Here is an 18,475-nt window from a genome sequence, read left to right as displayed (position 1 = left end):
CTGGCCGCCATCGCCGCCAGTTCCGTCCCTCGCATCACAAGCTATCGTGCATTATGGAAAGCTGGCGCGTGCTTCGGAAAGATAAGGATGAGCCGCCCGGGCACACTCGCGTGCCATGCGCCGGACCCGGGCCGAGCTAGAAATGGAGATCGTATATGGCCGAGAGCCGTCCCCCCTTTCCACCCTTCACCCATGAGACTGCCGTGCAGAAAGTGCGCGGCGCGGAAGACGGCTGGAATTCCTGTAATCCGGAAAAGGTGTCGCTCGCCTACAGCCCGGACAGCTACTGGCGAAACCGGTCGGAATTCATCAACGGCCGCGCCGAGATCGTCGCGTTTCTCACGCGGAAATGGGTCAAGGAGCTCGACTACCGCCTGATCAAGGAGCTCTGGGCGTTCACCGAGAACCGGATCGCCGTACGTTTCGCCTATGAGTGGCACGACGATTCCGGAAACTGGTTTCGCTCCTACGGCAACGAGAACTGGGAATTTGCCGAGAACGGGCTGATGCAAAAACGGTTCGCCTGCATCAACGATCTCCCCATCAAGGAGTCCGATCGCAAATACCACTGGGACCGTTCGGGACCTCGTCCCGCCAATCACCCGGGGCTTTCCGACCTCGGGCTTTGAACGTCTCTGTTCGAAGTGGCAACCCACGCTCCATGGCACGCGTCGATGATCTATCGACGCGCCGGAGTGCCTATTGCTTAGGCGGTGCAAGAACAGATCGTCGGGTCGTTCGCCCGCAGTTCATCACGGCTAGCTGGTCGGTTCTTACAACCGCAACTCTTCTCCCGAATGATTGAAATCACGCTGTAGCAAGCCGCGCCGATTCTGGCCGCTCCATATCGGAAGGAGGTCAGCCGATGACACCAACGGCAATCGAAGCTTTGGAGAGCAATCATGCGTGAGATGATCGGAGCAGTGCTTCTGGCAGCTTTACTCTCTGGTCGCACGGCCACGGCCGAGACGGTGGGACTGGCGAAACCATCGCCCTCGGCCGTCTCGTCAGGCATGTCCGATGCCTCATCACGGACGTTAGGTCTGCCGTGGCCTGCGCCGGTCGGCCATCGTCAGCCCCATGCGAAGGACCTGCCGTCGCAGAACACGAACGAGCTCGAGCAAATCAGCGAAGAGGATCGCGCTGTCGATCGCAAGCTCACGATCTGCCACGGCTGTTGAGTTTCGTGCGCCGCATCTGTGGTCCCGTGCGTCCTGGCCGGTGTGACGCACGGGACAACATTTCGAATGTAACTCATCTCCGATTCGTTGAAACGATCCTGTAGCTCCGCAACGTCATTGAAGCCGGCAACCACATCAATCCTCTTCCGCCACGACGTGCTTCGTCCGTCTGCCCGCAGATCGCGGATAAATCATATGACATGCGTGATTTCGGCCCGGCCGATGCGACGACATCCGAATTTGGCGTGACAAAAGGCGCGCCGAATGGACCTCAACTCTCTTCAGACCTTTGTCGCTGTCGTGCGGGCTGGCGGATTTGCGGCGGCCGCACGTCAGACCAACACCCCGCGCTCGTCCGTCAGTTTGCGCATCCGGACCTTGGAAAGGACACTCGGCGTGCGCCTTTTCAAGCGTTCGACTCGCGCTTTCTCGCTCACCACGGAAGGCGCCGAACTGTACGGACGCTCTGCGGAGGCTCTGGCCTCCCTCGCCGGCGCGCTCGACGGCCTGGGCAAGGCAGGCAGCCCCTATGGCGGTGGAATCCGTCTTACGGCGCCGGCGGATTTTCCGCCCGGGCTCATTGCCGGCGCCGTTTCCGAATTCCGTGAAGCGCATCCCGCCGTGCGGTTCGAGGTGCTGCTCACGAACGACGTGCTCGACCTCGTCTCCGAAAACATCGACGTCGCCCTTCGCATCGGCGCTTCCAACCCGCAGGGAGCGCTTGTCAGGGGCGTTCTGGACATGGAGTTCGGCCTCTATGGCAGCGCCGAATATCTGCGCAGGAACGGCGAGCCGGCCAACATACACGCGGTGAGCACGCTGATTGGTCCCGAACGGCCCGAGCTGCGTCGCCTGCTGTCCCGTGCTCTCAAGAACGGGGTCGAGTTCCCGCAATTCCAACTCGCGGTGGACAGTTTCGCCCTGGTGCGTGAGTTCGTCTTGCTGCATCAAGGCGTCGGGCTGCTGCCGCAATCGCTGTGCCAAGCCGAGCTTGCGTCGAAAGCCGTTTTACCCGTGCTGCCGAACCTGTTCTCGGGATCGATCCGGCTGCATCTCACCTTTCCCTCGCGCGCCGACCTCAATCCCAAGGTCAATGCGTTCGCGCAAGTCCTGGCGCGCCACCTGGAGGCTGCGGCGGCCGGACAGTGACGCGCCCGATTGGCCAGTATCCTGGCCGCTCTGTCCGGACCGGCAGGGCTACTCAGGGCGGGCGCGGTCGCTACATGCGGTTTGTCAGATCGCAACCTTGCCCTGGAGCGAACATGCAAGCCGATATCACCACGGAATTCGAAACGACAGAATTCGCCGGGATCACCACCGGGATCATCAACCCCTATCCGAGCCCCTTCACGATCCTCGACATGACGATCAAGCCCGGCACCGGCGCACCCGCGCACATCTCCGCCACCGAAGACAAGCTCTTCATCGTGATCGCAGGCCAACTGAAATACCTCATCGGCGACCGCACCGCCGTGGCAGGGCCGGGCGCACGCGTCCTGGTCCCGAGAGGCACGGTTCACGGCTTCACCAATGTCGGGGACGCCGACGCGCGACATATTCTGGTGTCCACGCCGCGCCGCCACGAAGAATTCTTCCGCGACCTGCACGGCATTCCCGATCCCCGGGAGGAGCATATGGATCTCTTGCCCGGCATCGCGGCACGCCACGATCAGGCGATCGTCGGGCCTCTTCCTTAAGTTCTCTGCACTCGGCCTGCGCCTGATGGCCGCAGGCGCGGGCCGGTTTTCACTATCGGTTTTCTACCGAAGTTGGAAAACAGCTGGGCAGGAAGATCGGCGAATTGATCGTAGCCACCCAGCTTCACGGCGTGGAAGCCGCGGCGAAACCCTGACGGCGAGGTGTTCGGCCGCGACCAGCTTTCATCGTCGACCGCCAAGTGCTTACAGCCTTTTCGGTGGCGCTAGTCTGGCTTGCCACCGCAGAGTTCTACAACTAAGCTACGAAAATACCGGGCGTCAGAACGGCGCCCCTGTATTTTACGGAGGGCTTCGCTATGGCAGGTATCTTCCGGGACGCTAATCTCCAAGAAAGAGTTGCTGATTTTTCTTATCAGAACGATGCCCTCGCACAGTTGATCGTCGAGGCGTGGACCGATCCAGATTTTGAAAAGTGGTTGACGACGCGGCAGTCGGACGGCACCTCGCCAAACGCCAAGGCGTCGCTCGAGGCCCGGGGCATATTCCTCGCGAACCCCATCGTGTTCACGGAAGAAGAGTATAATGACGGCTGTCACAACCCGGACCCTGATGGGACCGGAGTCATTTTCGTGGTGCCGGACCGATCGCGCGTCGAGCAGCCTCCGCATCACCTGTCTCTGCTCGAGACAGCGCGCTTGCTGATGGCCATTACGCCAAACGGAATCTAGCGCAGTCGAGATTGGCCTGAGCTGTTTTTTTGGCGAGTTTCGCGCGCACCGTGCGGGAAACGTTGCGCGCGCGACCGCTCGGATATGGAGGTGTGGAATGGCGCCCCTGGTCACGGAGTGGGTCAGCGTTAGCGGCAATATTTCGATCATCGCTCGCGAGTCCGGGGAGGTCTGGTTTCATCTCCCGGGCGGCACAAAGGAATACGCAGATCCGTTTGCGACGCCTATGACGGGCGTCGGCGCCAGGGGCAGCACGATCGGGCTGCTCGACGGCGCGATCAATCTCGGATTTTCCAGAATTGAAAAGCGCCTCGCCAGCCCGGCGCCGACGCTTGTCGGCTACATCATCGCCATCGTGGGCGCCTACCACACGTCTGTCCACACGCCGCGAAATCTCCAGCGCGCCGCCAGGCGATTCAACGAACTGGGGCGGCCGGAAGTGGCGGCTTATCTTGAAGAACGTGCGCGCGAGGAGACTGGTCACGACCGGCTTGCGCTCAAGGATCTTCGCGCGCTGGGCCTGCCCGCCGAGCGATTGGTCGCCAACTTCATTCCCGACGGCATCAAGCCGCTCTGCGAGCGGTTCGATGAGCTCTGCGTCGAGGACTACCCGATCGGCTGCATCGGCTATTCCTACTGTCTGGAACGCATCGCCGCGCTCAAGCAGAAGACCGATATCGAGAAGGTGCAGGCACTATGCCCTGACGGCGTCGATGCGACCCGCTTTCTCCGAAGTCACAGTTGCCTTGGGAGCGAGGTTGCCCATGTGGAAGAGACGATCGAGTTCGTCGCGTCGCTTCCTCCGAGCGACCGCATCAGGGTCGTCCAGGAGACGTATGAATCGGCATTGATCATGGCGGAGGGATATAATCACGAGCTCCTCAAATCCGAGGCGGAGATGCTCGACGAGCTTCAGCAGGCGGCCGGAGAGGCGCTTCCGTATCGTCTGAGCAGGGCCTTCGTACAGTAAGAGGCGCGGTGCTCGGCCCTCGGCGTGAGCAGAACGGCACGGCAGTCGTCGCAGTCTGGCGTGCCTCGAGCGACAAGAGACGAGGGCCTCTGCAATGGCGAGGACAACCACCGAGGTGACCGACTGGCTGTGTGGACACGGCCTGGGGCAGTACGCCCAAACCTTCGCCGACAATAATATCGAATACTCCGTCCTTCCGGATCTGACCGACAATGATCTCAGGAAGCTCGGCGTTATTTCGTTAGGCCATCGCAAGAAGCTGCTGAAGGCCATCGAAGCATTGACGGCAGCGAAGTTCGGCATCGCGTCCGCCTCGGTCGTGCCGCAGCGCGAGGCCGAGTTCCGTCAGATCACGGTGATGTTCAGCGATCTGGTGGGGTCCACGCAGCTTTCGGAGGCGCTGGACCCGGAGGATCTGCAAAAACTCATTGACGCGTATCGGGGCGAATGCAGCACCGCGATCCGGCGCTACGGAGGCGAGGTCGCGCGCTACTTCGGCGACGGCGCGATGGCGTTCTTCGGTTGGCCCTATGCGCATGAGGATGACGCAGTTCGTGCCACGCATGCGGCGCTGGAGATCGTTTCCAGAGTTGCGACCATTCCAGGGCCGGTCACCCTGACGTGCCGGGTGGGTGTCTGCTCCGGCCCCGTCGTGGTCGGCGAAACCGGAGAGAGCGGCACGTGGTCGATGGACGCGGTGGGCGAGACGCCGAATATCGCCGCGCGTCTGCAGACGCTTGCGGCCGCCAATACGGTGGTCGTTTCGGAATCGACCAGACGGCTTGTTTCGGCCGCGTTTGATTTTCAGGACCTCGGTCTCCAGGAGCTCAAAGGTGTAACCGAATCCGTTCACGTCTATCGCGTGCTCTCGGCAAAGCACACCACGAGCCGCTTCGAGGCCGCGCATGCGGGTTCCCTTACGCCACTGATCGGGCGCTCGAGCGAGCTTTCCCTGCTGCTCGACAGGTGGCAGAAAGCCAAGGAAGCCGACGGCCAGGTCGTGTTTCTTTCGGGCATTCCCGGAGTCGGGAAATCGAGGCTTCTCCACGAACTGAAATCGCGTGTCGAGGATGAGCCGCACGTCCTGCTTCACCATCAGTGCTCGCCCTATCACAGTCAGAGCGCGTTCTTTCCCGTGATCGAGCAGATCGAACAGGCGGCCCAACTGACGGCTCGCGAGCCCGATACCGACAAGCTTGCAAAGCTCAAGGCCTACCTTCCGCGCCCGATTGACGGCTCGGCAGAGCCGGTCGCCCTGATCGCTAAACTGTTGTCGATCCCGCTGGAAGATGACCTCGAACTGTCAGGACTGACGCCGCGGCAAGTGAAGAACAGGACGATCTCTACGCTTGTTGACATCCTCTTGGCATTTTCCATCCGGCGCCCGACGCTGTGCATTTTCGAGGACGCGCATTGGCTTGACGCGTCGACCCTTGAGCTGCTCGAACTGGCCACCAGCCGCATCGACCGCGCCCGCGTGCTGCTGATCGTATCCTGCCGGCCCGAATTTCGCCCCGCGTGGATCACTCACGCGAACACCACTCTGCACTCGCTCACCCGGCTGTCGCATAGCGAGGTCAGGGCGATGATCCGGGAGCTCCTGAGCGGCGCGAGCATGCCCCAGCCGTTGCTCGACCAGATCGTCGAAAAGGCCGATGGCGTCCCGCTATTCATCGAGGAACTGACAAACAGCACGTTGAGCGCGCCTTTGCGAAGCCGAGGTGCCGTCGAGCGCAAGGCGCAGCCGGCCTTGCTCCGCGTTCCGGACACGCTAAGCGACGCCCTGATGGAACGGCTCGACCGGGTCGCGCCGAGCCGCCGGCTTGCGCAGATCGCGGCCGTGATCGGACGAGAGTTTTCCTATGACCTCTTGTCGGCTGCATCGCAGGTCGACGAGGAGGATATGCTGTCGGCGCTCTCATTGCTCGAACACGCTGATATCATCTACCGGGTCGACGTTTCGCCGTTCGTCCGTTTCGCCTTCAAGCACGTGCTGCTGCGCGATGCGATCTACGACTCCCTGCTCAAAAGCAAGCGGCTGCAGTTTCACGCCGACATCGCGACGATCCTGGAGCATGATTTCCCGGAGCTTGCCGAAAATCAGCCCGAGGTTCTCGCCTATCATCATCAGGAGGCCGGCAATCATCCGCTTGCCATTCGCTGCTGGTTCAAGTCCGGGCAACGCGCGCTAGCGCATTCGGCCAATGTCGAGGCCATCGCCAATTTTCGAAAGGCGCTTCAGCTTCTGAGCGGCCTGCCGGACTCACTCGAGCGGACCAGGCAGGAGATCGACATCCAACTGGCGTTGGGCATACCGCTCATCGCGGTGCAGGGCTATGCCTCCGCTGATACCCGCGAAGCCTTTTCGCAGGCGCGGGCCCTGTGCCTGCGGCTCGGCAATATTCCCGAATATTTCCAGGCGCTGTTCGGGTTGTGGGGAAATTCCTGGATGTCCGGCAAGAATGATGAAGCGCTCGCCATGGCCGATGAGTTCATGTCGCGAACCCAGGCGTTGCCGGACGCCGTGCCGCGCATGGTCGCTCATCGAATGATGGGCAGCACGCTATTGACGATCGGGAACTTTCGATCGTCGGTGGACCATTTCGAGGAGTCGATCAAGCTTTCGATGAACAAGGGCAGGCCGCCGCTATACCATCTCTACATGGTCGAGCCGCAGGCGGCCTCGCTCCTGCTGCTGTCCTGGGACTTGTGGTTCCTCGGCTATCCCGACCAGGCGCTCGCGCGCGTCTCGGAGGCGCTTGCCTTGGCACGGGATCTTCGCCACCCCTACACCATAGCGTTCGCGCATTACATGACCTCAGTCGTGCACCTGTTGCGCGGCGAGGCCGATCTCGCCTTCGAGAACGCCGAAAAGAGCTTCGAGGTGTCGCGGGAGCAGCGGTTTTCGCTCTATGCAATCCTGTCGCGAATTTCGCGCGGCCGGGCCGTCGGCGACCTCGGCCGGATCGAAGAGGCTCGCGCCGAGATTGCCCGAGGACTCGATGAGGCCCGGCAGAACAATGTCGGCTTCATGTTGCCGATGATGGAGAGCTGGCTTGCGGAGATGCACGCAAGGGCAGGAGAAAACGAGTACGCGCTATGGATCGTCGAGCAGACCCTGACCAATCTCGATGACGTGACCGGCAGGTCATGGGAATCGGAATTGCATCGGCAAAAGGCGCAGCTTCTTCTGGCGATCGACCCCTCGAACATTCTGGAAGCCGAATCGTGCCTGACGAAGTCCATCGAAGTGGCCTGCGGTCAAAGCGCGAAATCCTTGGAGCTGCGCGCCTCTATGGATCTCGCCGAACTCTGGCGCACGCAAGGAAAGCTTGAGGCGTCGCGCGCGCTATTGGAGCCGATCTGCTGCTGGTTCGATGAGGGCGCCGAGACGGCCGACCTCAGAAGGGCGCGCGCCGTTCAAGCTGCGGTGCGCTGATCCTCACGCGCGATGGCCGCGGATGTGGGGAACGGAGGATTTCAAGGTACTGCTTGCACCGACGACGCGCCCTATTGAGGGGAGCAAAGCAAAATGGCAAGGGAGAGGAACAGATCGACTTTCACGGTAGGGGCTTCTCGGCGGTATGTTCGGTTCTCTCGTCCTGCTCGCGCATGGCATCATCTATTTCATTGTCATGGGGAGCATTTTCAGAGCAAGGCAGAGCATCGGAGTTGGTGTTTTTTTCTGCCTCCTCGGCACGATGCACTTCCTCGAGACCTATTTAGCCGCGACCTTCTTCATCGAACTGCCCTTCGGGCTGATCTCGCCGGGATCCACCGTGATGTTCACGGGCAAGCTCGCCTTTTTCCTGCTGCTTTACATCAAGGAAGACGCCGAGGTGATGCGGCAGCCGATCTACGGCCTCCTGAGCGGCAACATTCTGATGATCGCGCTAGGGCTTCTCCTGCGCCTCTATAGCAATCCCGCGAGCTTGCCAGGCTATAATCCGGATCTCCGCTTCATCGACCAAATGGGCTTGCTCATGGTCTGGGGCAGCCTATTGCTGTTCATCGATCTGATCGCCCTTGTCATCATTTATGAACGGCTTGGAAAATTGGTGACGACCACCGTTCCCGGGCGGATCTTCATCAGCCTGGCGCTTGTGTTGAGCTTCGACCAGGCTTTCTTCTACCTGGGGCTGCATCATCTTACCGGCGTGCCAGAATCGGCATTCTACGGCGGGTGGATCGCCAAGGTCGCCGCGGCTGCCTTCTTCAGCCTCATGATGACCGCATATCTCCGCATCTTTGAACGAGAGCCTCTTCCCGTGCAATCGCGTCGCGCCGCGGACGTGTTCGATCGCCTGACTTACCGGCATCGCTACGAGAAGCTTGCTGAGCGAGTTGGCAGGGATGCGCTGACAGGACTTCAGGATCGTGGGCAGTTCGATGCGAAAGGGGCGGCAATGCTGCAGGCTGCTTCGCAATCGGGCCTGTCACTTAGTCTCATGATGATCGACATCGACCACTTCAAGTCGATCAACGACAGCCGTGGCCACGTCGTCGGCGATGGAGTGATCCGCAAGGTGGCCGAGACGATTGTCGCCTCAAAGCGTGAGGGTGACGAGCTGTTTCGATATGGCGGGGAAGAGTTCGCATTGCTGTGCCCGCAGATGCCCCCAGGCGCCATGGCGCTGGCAGAACGCATTCGGGCGGCTGTGGCCGACAGCACTCATCCAGAACTGCAGCGGCCGGTGACGGTCAGCATCGGCATCGCCACGTTTCCAACGCATGCCAGGGTTTTTCGAGAGCTGCTCGAGAAGGCGGATGCTGCTCTTTATCGGGCGAAGGCGTCGGGCAGGAACGGGGTTGTCGGCGCGGACGCTTAAATGTTTGATGACCGCTTTCGAGGGTAGACCGGTACCCCGAATGAGCGAAGACGACCCGCGCTTTTGACCCGTTGCGCGAGTTATCGCAGGCCGTCCTCCCTATAACGTTCGCCGGCGGCTTACATCTGCCGCTCGACCAGCTTCAGCTTGAGCTCGGCGATCGCTTCCGAGGGGTTGAGGCCCTTGGGGCAGGCCTTGGCGCAGTTCATGATGGTGTGGCAGCGATAGAGCCGGAACGGGTCCTCGAGATTGTCGAGCCGTTCGCCGGTGGCCTCATCGCGGCTGTCCGTGACCCAGCGCGTGGCCTGCAGCAGCGCGGCGGGACCGAGGAAGCGCTCGCTGTTCCACCAGTAGCTCGGGCACGAGGTCGAGCAGCAGGCGCAGAGGATGCACTCGTAGAGGCCGTCGAGCTTCTCGCGGTCCTCGTGGCTCTGCTTCCATTCCTTCTGCGGCGTCGGCGTTGTGGTTTTCAGCCACGGCTCGATCGAGGCGTATTGCGCGTAGAAATTGGTGAGGTCGGGGACAAGGTCCTTCACCACCGGCTGGTGCGGCAGCGGGTTGACCTTCACCGCGCCGTCTTTGACGTCGTGCATCGACTTGGTGCAGGCGAGCGTGTTCTGGCCGTCGATGTTCATGGCGCAGGAGCCGCACACGCCTTCGCGGCAGGAGCGGCGGAACGTCAGCGTCGGGTCGATGTGGTTCTTGATCCAGATCAGGCCGTCCAAAACCATCGGCCCGCAATCGTTGATGTCGACATGATAGGTGTCGACGCTCGGATTCTTGCCGTCGTCCGGATTCCAGCGATAGATCTTGAACTCGCGCGTCTCGGTCGCGCCGGCCGGTTTCGGCCAGGTCTTGCCGCCTGAGATCTTCGAGTTCTTCGGAAGCGCGAATTCAACCATGCTTGCTAGCCTTCGCTGTCGTCATCAATACACACGCGCCTTGGGCGGGATGTACTGTACGTCGTTGGTCATCGTGTAATCGTGCACCGGGCGGAACTCGATCGTGGTGTTGCCCTTCTGATCAAGCCAGGCCAGCGTGTGCTTCATCCAGTTCTTGTCGTCGCGATCAGGGAAATCCTCGCGGGCATGGGCGCCGCGGCTCTCGGTGCGGTTGGCGGCCGAATCCATGGTGACGACGGCCTGCACGATCAGATTGTCGAATTCCAGCGTCTCGATCAGGTCGGAATTCCACACCAGCGAGCGGTCGGAGACGGCGATGTCGCCAATGCCGCCATGCACCTTGTGGATCAGGTTCTTGCCTTCCTGCAGCACTTCGCCGGTGCGGAACACCGCGCAATTGGTCTGCATCACATGCTGCATGCTGTCGCGCAGCTTCGCCGTCGGCGTGCCGCCCGAGGCGTAGCGGAAATGGTCGAGCCGGCCGAGCGCCATCTCGGCGGAATCCTTCGGCAGTTCCGGCTGCTTGCCATTGGCGGTGAGTTTTTCGGCGCAGCGCAGCGCGGCGGCGCGGCCGAACACCACAAGGTCGATCAGTGAGTTGGAGCCGAGCCGGTTGGCGCCGTGCACGGAGACGCACGCGGCCTCGCCGATCGCCATCAGGCCGGGGACCACCGCATTGTCATCGCCGTCCCGCTTCGTCAGCACTTCGGCATGGAAGTTGGTGGGGATGCCGCCCATGTTGTAGTGCACGGTCGGCACGATCGGGATCGGCTCGCGGGTGACGTCGACATTGGCGAAGATTCGTGCCGATTCGGAGATGCCGGGCAGCCGCTCCGCCAGCACCTTCGGATCGAGATGATCGAGGTGCAGGTAGATGTGGTCCTTCTTCTTGCCGACGCCGCGGCCTTCGCGGATCTCGATGGTCATCGCGCGCGAGACCACGTCGCGCGAGGCGAGGTCCTTGGCCGATGGCGCATAGCGCTCCATGAAGCGCTCGCCCTCGGAATTGACGAGATAGCCGCCTTCGCCGCGGGCGCCCTCGGTGACGAGGCAGCCGGCGCCGTAGATCCCGGTCGGGTGGAACTGCACGAACTCCATGTCCTGCAGCGGCAGGCCGGCGCGCAGCACCATGCCGCCGCCGTCGCCGGTGCAGGTATGGGCCGAGGTGCAGGAGGCATAGGCGCGGCCATAGCCGCCGGTGGCGAGGATCGTGGTCTGGGCGCGGAAGCGATGCAGCGTGCCGTCGTCGAGCTTGATCGCGATCACGCCGCGGCAGACGCCCTGGTCGTCCATGATCAGGTCGATGGCGAAGAACTCGATGAAGAACTCGGCGGCGTGCCGGAGCGACTGGCCGTACATCGTGTGCAGCATCGCGTGGCCGGTGCGGTCGGCGGCGGCGCAAGTGCGCTGCGCCTGGCCCTTGCCGTAGTCGATCGTCATGCCGCCGAACGGGCGCTGGTAGATCTTGCCGTCCTCGGTGCGCGAGAACGGCACGCCCCAATGCTCGAGCTCGTAGACCGCCTCCGGCGCGTTGCGCACCATGTATTCGATCGCGTCCTGGTCCCCCAACCAGTCCGACCCCTTGACGGTGTCGTACATGTGCCAGCGCCAGTCGTCCTGATGCATGTTGCCGAGCGAGGCCGAGATGCCGCCCTGCGCCGCGACCGTGTGCGAGCGGGTCGGAAACACCTTGGTGATGCAGGCGGTGCGCAGGCCCGCTTCCGAGCAGCCGACCACCGCGCGCAGGCCGGCGCCGCCGGCGCCGACCACGACGACGTCATAGGTGTGGTCTTCGATCGGATAGGCTTTGCCGTTCGTGGCCGGGCCACTGCCATTGGTGGCCTTGCCGTTACCTTCAGCGGCCATGGTTCATACTCCCGAGGATAATTTAAGGAGCGCGTAGATCGAGGCCAAGGCCACCGCAGCGCAGAAGAAATTGTTGGCCATGATGCTGGCGAGCTTCAGCTTCTCGTTATGCACATAGTCCTCGATCACGACCTGCATGCCGATCTTCATGTGCCAGGTGCTGGCGACGATGAAGAGCAAGAGGATGATCGCGATCGGCAGCGAGCCGAGGATCTGTGTCGCGCCCGCATGGTTGCGGCCGACCAGCGTCAGGATCACGAACAGCACCGGCACGATCAGCAGCGTCATCGCGACAGCGGTGAGGCGCTGGCGCCAGAAATCGGTGGTGCCGGAATGCGAGGCGCCGAGATTGCGGACGCGGCCGAGCGGCGTGCGCATCGAGGAACGAGAGTCGCTCATCGTCCGCCTCCGATCGCGTAAGCGATGATCCAGATCAGCACCGTGAGCACGATGCCGCCGATCAGCGCGGCCCAGGTCAGGGCTTCCCGTTCATTGGCCTTGAAGCCGTAGCCCAAGTCCCACACGAAATGCCTGATGCCGCTGAGCAGATGGTGCATCAGCGCCCATGTGTAGCCGAACACGATCAGCTTGCCGATGAAGCTGCCGGTGAAAGCCTGCAGATTGGCGTAGGCGCTGGGGCCGGAGGCCGCCGCGATCAGCCACCAGGCGAGCAGCAGCGTGCCGGCATAAAGCGCTATTCCCGTGGCGCGATGGACGATGGAAAGCGCCATCGTCAGGGTCCAGCGATAGGTCTGTATATGGGGCGAGAGCGGTCGTTCGATCCTGGCGGTCATCAGCGACTTTGAGTTTGGTGGGACCGCGGCCGGCCCATCGGGGAGCGCGGTAGATAAATTCTATTTACGGAGTCGAACCTTACAGCGCAACGGCCAAATGCCTGCAAAACGAACGGGTATTCATTGCTACACCATTGATGAAGCAAGCCGATCAGGGGCTTGGTATACCAGGGCGGTCGATCCAGTCCAAGAAGCGAATTCTGATTCCGTTATAAGGCTGCGACTGCATGCGCGCCGAACGGGTCGGCGGCTCGCCATCGCTCAACCAGATAATCGACAAATGCCCTCGTCTTTGGCGACGCAAGCCGCGATGGCTGAAACACGAGGTGCAACGGCGTGGGCGGCGGTTCGTAGTCGGCGAGGATGCGCCGCAAGCTGCCAGCCCTGATATCGGCGTCGACCTGCCACGACGGCACGCGCACAATGCCCGCGCCTTCCTTCGCCGCCGCGGCAAGCGCATCGAGGCTATTCATCCAGAGCCGACCGGATATGCGGATTTTGCGGTCTGCCTTCGTGCTCTCCGCGAAGCGCCACTCGGCGCTGCCGGGTGCATCGGAGAACACGAGACAGTCATGACTAGCGAGGTCGCGCGGCGTCTGCGGCACGCCGTGGCGCGCGAGGTAGGCGGGTGAGGCGCACACGATCATCCTGAGGTCGGCGAATTTGCGCGCGACCAGTTGCGAATCCCGCAAGCGGCCGACACGGATCGCCAGATGGATGTCTTCCTCGACCATGTCGACGGCGCGATCAATCAGCAGCAGATCGACTGACAGCAGTGGATAGCGGCGCAGGAATTCGGCGAGCAGCGGCGCGATCACGAGCCGTCCCATCAGGCTGGGGCAGCTCACGCGAAGCCGTCCCGAGGGCTGGTGGCGGTCGCGTGACAATGCGGCTTCGATTTCCTTGACCTCGCCGAGGATTGATTTCGCGCGCTCATAGAGGATCCGGCCATGATCGGTCAGCGCGAGCTGCCGCGTGGTGCGCAATAGCAGCCTGGTGCCGAAATGCTGCTCCAGCGCGGAGATCTGGCGGCTGACCGAGGTCAGCGAACTCGGGAGCGAGCGGGCCGCCGCCGAGAAGCTGCCCGTCTCCACCGCGCGCACAAAGGTCGCCATGGCCGAAAGCTGGTCCATCCGATCCTTCCGGAATTCGCAAAGGTAACCACCAAAGAGGCTAGATACTCCCGCCTTCGACAAGGGTCTAGGCTTCGGGAAGCCGTCATATGGAGGAATTTGAGATGGGATGGAGTACCGGCTTCGTATCGCATCCCAGGACGATGCGTCTGCTTCACAACCGATCGGCCGATGGCCTGATCGGTCCGGTTGTTTTCGCGGTTACGGGGCTGTTGCTGGATGGGGCCGCGATGCTGGCTCAGGCGGGCGATCGATACCCCTCGGTCTTCGGGGTGAGCCTGATCCTCGCGGCGCCAGCCGTGGCGGCTCTGGCGGCCTTGCGCGTGCAAGGCTGCAGAGACTAAACGCTGGCGCAAGGGACATCATGGCTGGCCTCGATCTTATCGAACTCCTTGAACTCGCATTGCTGCTGATCGCGGTTGGGGCCTTGTCCGGCTTTCTCGCCGGCCTGTTCGGCATCGGCGGCGGCGCGATCCTGGTGCCGGTGTTCTACGAATGCTTCCGTCTGGCCGGGGTGCCAGTGGAGGTGCGGATGCCGCTCTGCATCGGCACCTCGCTTGCCGTCATCATCCCGACCTCGATCAGTTCGTTTCGCGCCCATTACCGGCGTGGCGCTGTCGACATGGAGGTGCTGAAGCGCTGGTGGATTCCGATCGTGCTCGGTGTCCTCGCCGGCAGCGTCACCGCGCGGTTTGCGCCGGAGCGGCTGTTCAAGATCGTGTTCGTGATGGTGGCCTGGTCGGCCGCGGCTCGGCTGTTATTGGCGCGCGAGGGCTGGAAGTTCGGCGACGAACTGCCGAAAGGTCTCCTGATGCGCGTCTACGGCTTCTTCGTCGGCCTGCTCTCGACTTTGATGGGCATCGGCGGTGGCCTGTTCGCCAATCTCCTGATGACCTTCTACGGCCGCCCGATCCATCAGGCGGTCGCGACCTCTTCGGCACTCGCGGTGCTGATCTCGATCCCCGGCGCGCTCGGCTATGTCTATGCCGGCTGGCCGGCGGCGGCGAGCTTTCCCGATGTCCTTGCGCTGCAGGTTCCGTTCGCGCTCGGCTATGTCTCGCTGATCGGCGCCATCCTGGTGATGCCGACCACGCTGGTCACCGCCCCGCTCGGCGTGAAGGTCGCGCATGCGCTATCGAAGCGGGCGCTGGAGATGGCGTTCGGCGCCTACCTCTTCATCGTCGGCGGCCGGTTCGTGATCAGCCTCGTGAGCGGGCAGTAGTCCCGTAGCCCGGGTGGAGCGCAGCGCAACCCGGGGATACCGAGTCAGCATCTGCCGACGGTCCCGGGTTACGCTGGCGCTCCACCCGGGCTACGGCGCTAGTCCTTCAATCGCACTTCGCTGTAGCGCCACATGCGGATATCGCCGACACCTTCGATGCGATTCGAATCGGCGAGGACTTTCAATCGTGCAGCGATCGCCGCATGGCTGATCGGCACGCTAAGCTCCTGGCAGCGCCCTTCGACCAGAATGATCATCCTTGCGGTCTTCTGCCACTGTGGCTTCAACAACGAGAATATGATGCTGTCGAAATCCGCTTCGGTCAGGGACGGCGGGAGACGCACCTGGCTCCACTCGAGCCTGCTGTCCACGGTGGGGATTTCTTCATCAACTACCGGCGGCTCCAAGTCCGGATACTGATCATAGATCGGTGCAAGCAGCTTCTGTTGCAAAGCTGCGACAACCTCTTGAAGCAAGTCCTCGAGCTTTAGTCGCTCATCTTTGCCGAGACCGGCAATGGCCATCCTTGCGTCGTCCATCGCCTGATAGGCATCGAGTAAGTGTTCGTTAATTCGGACGGCTTGTTTGCGGTTCATTATTTCAACGCGACGTTCTTGCGCCCCTACTTCTTCGTATAAATATCCTTATACGTATCCCGCAGAATGTTCTTCTGCACCTTGCCCATGGTGTTGCGCGGCAGTTCGTCGACGATGAACACCCGCTTCGGCATCTTGAATTTCGCCAATCGGCCATCGAGCCCGTTGAGCACCGCGGCTTCATCGATCGTGGCCCCGGGCTGGCGCACCACGACGGCGGTGACCCCTTCGCCGAAATCGGCATGCGGCACGCCTATGACGGCGGATTCGACCACGCCGGGCATGCCGTCGATCTCGGTCTCGATCTCCTTGGGATAGACGTTGAAGCCGCCTGAGATCACGAGGTCCTTGCCGCGGCCGAGGATGTGTACATAGCCCTTGGCGTCGATCTTGCCGAGGTCGCCGGTGATGAAGAAGCCGTCGTCGCGGAATTCGGCCTTGGTCTTCTCCGGCATCCGCCAGTAGCCCTTGAAGACGTTCGGGCCCTTGACCTCGATCACGCCGATCTCTTCGCGCGCAAGCTCCTTGCCCGTTTCGGGGTCGGTGACGCGCGCGGAGACGCCGGGCAGCGGAAAGCCGACCGCGCCGGGCACGCGCTCGCCGTCATAGGGGTTGGAGGTGTTCATGTTGGTCTCGGTCATGCCGTAGCGCTCGAGCACGGCGTGGCCGGTGCGCGCGGACCATTCGCGGTGGGTATCGGCGAGCAGCGGCGCCGAGCCCGAAACGAACAGCCGCATATGCCTGGTCGTCTCCTTGTTCAGCGCGGTGTTCTGCAGGAGGCGCGTGTAGAAGGTCGGCACGCCCATCAGCACGGTGGCGCGCGCCATCAGCTTGACGATCAGGTCCGGATCGAACTTCGGCAGGAAGATCATCGAGGCGCGCGCGAACAGCGTGACGTTGCTGGCCACGAACAGGCCGTGGGTGTGATAGATCGGCAGCGCGTGGATCAGCACGTCGTCCTTGGTGAAGCGCCAGTAGTCGACCAGCGACAGCGAGTTCGAGGCCAGATTGTCGTGGCTCAGCATCGCGCCCTTGGAGCGGCCGGTGGTGCCCGACGTATAGAGGATCGCGGCGAGATCATCATTGCCGCGCGCGACCGTCTTGAACTCCGGGCTCGCTTTGTCGGCGGCCTCCGTCAGCGAGCCCTTGCCGTCGGCACCGAGCGTCTCGACCTTGGCGCCGACTTTCGCCGCGATCGCGCCGATGCCTTCCGCCTTGGAAGGATCGCACACCACCAGCGATGGCTCGGCGTCGCTGATGAAGTAGTCGAGCTCGTTCAGCGTATAGGCGGTGTTGAGCGGCAGATAGATCGCGCCGGCGCGCACGGTCGCGAGATAAAGCACAAGGCCCTGCACCGATTTTTCGGTTTGCGCCGCGACACGGTCGCCGACCTTGACGCCGCGCGAAACCAGCACGTTCGCCATCTGACTGGTGCGCGCGATCAGGTCCGCATAGCTGATGCGACTGCCGTCGAGTTGCTCGATCGCGAGCCGGCTCGGATCCTCGAGACCGTCGAACAGGCGGGAAAACAGGTTGGCGTTGGCGCTCGTGTTCATGCAACATTCCCTGGAAGGGCGAAAAGGCCGGGAAATCCGGCGAATGGCTTAGCAAAAACGCCCTTTGGAAAGCAACGGAGACAGTTTGCATGACAAATGATGGGAAACGCGTGGCCTGGGTGACGGGCGGCGGCACCGGGATTGGCGAGTCCGGGGCGGAATTCCTGGCGGCTGACGGCTGGACGGTGGTGGTCTCGGGCCGCCGCAAGGAGGAGCTGGACCGGGTGGTCGCCAACATCGCCAAGAAGGGCGGCAAGGCCGAGGCCATCCCGCTCGACGTCAGCAACAAGGACGAGGTCAACAAGGCCGCCGACCAGATCCTCGGCCGTCATGGCCGCATCGACCTCCTGGTCAACAGCGCCGGCATCAACGTGCCGAAGCGGAGCTGGGCCGACATGGAGCTGGAAGGCTGGGACAAACTGGTCGAGATCAATCTCAACGGCGTGCTCTACTGCATGCATGCGGTGCTGCCGGCGATGCGCAAGCAGCAGGATGGCTGCATCATCAACGTAGCCTCCTGGGCCGGACGCCATGTCTCGAAGATGCCGGGGCCGGCCTACACCACGACCAAGCATGCGGTGCTGGCGCTGACCCATTCCTTCAACATGGATGAATGCGCCAATGGCCTGCGCGCCTGCTGCCTGTCGCCCGGCGAGGTCGCTACGCCGATCCTGAAACTGCGGCCGGTGGTGCCGAGCGAAGCCGAGCAGGCCAGGATGCTGCAGCCGGAGGATCTCGGCCGCACCATCGCCTTCGTCGCCAGCCTGCCGCCGCGGGTCTGCGTCAACGAGATCCTGATCAGCCCGACCCACAACCGCGGCTTCATCCAGACCCCCACGAGCAGGGATTAGTCTTTGATCCCCTGTAGCCCGGATGGAGCGCAGCGTAATCCGGGATAGGTGCATGGAGTGCCCCCCAAAAGTGAGACACGGGAAATTAGGGACAGTTCTCTAACGGAGAACATATGCCCAACAAATCTCCCCGTGTTTTCAGCCGAGAGTTCAAGCTCGAAGCGGTCCGCCGCATTCTGGCGGGCGAGC

General features: G+C 62.4%; 18 protein-coding genes. 11 read left to right on the top strand and 7 right to left on the bottom strand.

What is annotated here, in order from left to right:
- Nucleotides 1-155: 155 nt before the first annotated feature.
- The 8 genes from AC5ZGW_RS06100 to AC5ZGW_RS06065 all read left to right on the top strand — a co-directional run bounded on the left by AC5ZGW_RS06100 (nucleotide 156) and on the right by AC5ZGW_RS06065 (nucleotide 9,366).
- Nucleotides 156-629, top strand: a complete 474-nt coding sequence (locus AC5ZGW_RS06100) for a nuclear transport factor 2 family protein (RefSeq protein ID WP_028165160.1) — start codon at nucleotides 156-158, stop codon at nucleotides 627-629.
- A gap of 273 nt (nucleotides 630-902) precedes the next feature.
- A complete protein-coding gene (locus tag AC5ZGW_RS06095; protein ID WP_028165159.1) occupies nucleotides 903-1,181 on the top strand; it encodes a hypothetical protein in 279 nt (92 codons plus the stop codon).
- A 264-nt stretch (nucleotides 1,182-1,445) separates the two neighbouring features.
- The gene (locus AC5ZGW_RS06090; RefSeq protein ID WP_130229002.1) at nucleotides 1,446-2,330 is read left to right on the top strand and encodes a LysR family transcriptional regulator; all 885 of its coding nucleotides are present in this window, start codon (nucleotides 1,446-1,448) and stop codon (nucleotides 2,328-2,330) included.
- 113 nt (nucleotides 2,331-2,443) lie between these two features.
- Nucleotides 2,444-2,878 carry a cupin domain-containing protein gene (locus tag AC5ZGW_RS06085; RefSeq protein WP_130229001.1) on the top strand — a complete coding sequence of 145 codons (435 nt, stop codon included), beginning with the start codon at nucleotides 2,444-2,446 and terminating at the stop codon, nucleotides 2,876-2,878.
- A 317-nt stretch (nucleotides 2,879-3,195) separates the two neighbouring features.
- Nucleotides 3,196-3,567, top strand: a complete 372-nt coding sequence (locus AC5ZGW_RS06080; protein WP_130229000.1) for a hypothetical protein — start codon at nucleotides 3,196-3,198, stop codon at nucleotides 3,565-3,567.
- A 97-nt stretch (nucleotides 3,568-3,664) separates the two neighbouring features.
- Nucleotides 3,665-4,537 (top strand): hypothetical protein, encoded by an 873-nt coding sequence (locus tag AC5ZGW_RS06075; RefSeq protein ID WP_130228999.1) that lies wholly within the window; start codon nucleotides 3,665-3,667, stop codon nucleotides 4,535-4,537.
- 94 nt (nucleotides 4,538-4,631) lie between these two features.
- A complete protein-coding gene (locus tag AC5ZGW_RS06070; RefSeq protein ID WP_130228998.1) occupies nucleotides 4,632-7,976 on the top strand; it encodes an adenylate/guanylate cyclase domain-containing protein in 3,345 nt (1,114 codons plus the stop codon).
- 145 nt (nucleotides 7,977-8,121) lie between these two features.
- Nucleotides 8,122-9,366 (top strand): GGDEF domain-containing protein, encoded by a 1,245-nt coding sequence (locus AC5ZGW_RS06065; protein ID WP_130228997.1) that lies wholly within the window; start codon nucleotides 8,122-8,124, stop codon nucleotides 9,364-9,366.
- Nucleotides 9,367-9,485: 119 nt separating this feature from the next.
- Here AC5ZGW_RS06065 and AC5ZGW_RS06060 read toward each other — a convergent pair whose 3' ends face one another.
- From AC5ZGW_RS06060 to AC5ZGW_RS06040, 5 genes are all read right to left on the bottom strand, one after another.
- A complete protein-coding gene (locus tag AC5ZGW_RS06060) occupies nucleotides 9,486-10,268 on the bottom strand; it encodes a succinate dehydrogenase iron-sulfur subunit (protein WP_130228996.1) in 783 nt (260 codons plus the stop codon).
- Between the two features lie 24 nt (nucleotides 10,269-10,292).
- The gene (gene sdhA / locus AC5ZGW_RS06055; protein WP_130228995.1) at nucleotides 10,293-12,134 is read right to left on the bottom strand and encodes a succinate dehydrogenase flavoprotein subunit; all 1,842 of its coding nucleotides are present in this window, start codon (nucleotides 12,132-12,134) and stop codon (nucleotides 10,293-10,295) included.
- A 3-nt stretch (nucleotides 12,135-12,137) separates the two neighbouring features.
- Entirely contained in the window at nucleotides 12,138-12,512 is a 375-nt protein-coding gene (gene sdhD, locus AC5ZGW_RS06050; protein ID WP_130229006.1) for a succinate dehydrogenase, hydrophobic membrane anchor protein, read from the bottom strand.
- 17 nt (nucleotides 12,513-12,529) lie between these two features.
- Nucleotides 12,530-12,928: a succinate dehydrogenase, cytochrome b556 subunit gene (sdhC, locus tag AC5ZGW_RS06045; protein ID WP_028165151.1), complete on the bottom strand. Its 399-nt coding sequence runs from the start codon at nucleotides 12,926-12,928 to the stop codon at nucleotides 12,530-12,532.
- A 209-nt stretch (nucleotides 12,929-13,137) separates the two neighbouring features.
- A complete protein-coding gene (locus AC5ZGW_RS06040; protein WP_130228994.1) occupies nucleotides 13,138-14,061 on the bottom strand; it encodes a LysR family transcriptional regulator in 924 nt (307 codons plus the stop codon).
- Between the two features lie 89 nt (nucleotides 14,062-14,150).
- Here AC5ZGW_RS06040 and AC5ZGW_RS06035 point away from each other — a divergent pair, with 89 nt between their 5' ends.
- On the top strand, nucleotides 14,151-14,405 hold the full coding sequence (locus AC5ZGW_RS06035; RefSeq protein WP_130228993.1) for a hypothetical protein: 255 nt from the start codon (nucleotides 14,151-14,153) through the stop codon (nucleotides 14,403-14,405).
- 17 nt (nucleotides 14,406-14,422) lie between these two features.
- Entirely contained in the window at nucleotides 14,423-15,283 is an 861-nt protein-coding gene (locus tag AC5ZGW_RS06030) for a sulfite exporter TauE/SafE family protein (protein WP_165435483.1), read from the top strand.
- 98 nt (nucleotides 15,284-15,381) lie between these two features.
- Here the strand turns inward: AC5ZGW_RS06030 and AC5ZGW_RS06025 are convergent, their stop codons facing one another.
- Nucleotides 15,382-15,879: a DUF3658 domain-containing protein gene (locus AC5ZGW_RS06025; protein ID WP_130228991.1), complete on the bottom strand. Its 498-nt coding sequence runs from the start codon at nucleotides 15,877-15,879 to the stop codon at nucleotides 15,382-15,384.
- Nucleotides 15,880-15,905: 26 nt separating this feature from the next.
- On the bottom strand, nucleotides 15,906-17,435 hold the full coding sequence (locus tag AC5ZGW_RS06020; protein ID WP_130228990.1) for a malonate--CoA ligase: 1,530 nt from the start codon (nucleotides 17,433-17,435) through the stop codon (nucleotides 15,906-15,908).
- Between the two features lie 89 nt (nucleotides 17,436-17,524).
- Between AC5ZGW_RS06020 and AC5ZGW_RS06015 the strand changes: the two genes are divergently transcribed.
- Nucleotides 17,525-18,286 (top strand): SDR family oxidoreductase, encoded by a 762-nt coding sequence (locus AC5ZGW_RS06015; RefSeq protein WP_130228989.1) that lies wholly within the window; start codon nucleotides 17,525-17,527, stop codon nucleotides 18,284-18,286.
- The last annotated feature ends 189 nt before the right edge of the window (nucleotides 18,287-18,475 follow it).

Source organism: Bradyrhizobium sp. Crot121 (genome assembly GCF_059512385.1).
Note: the sequence above shows the minus strand (reverse complement) of the source record. Positions and strands in the feature narration are given on the sequence as shown.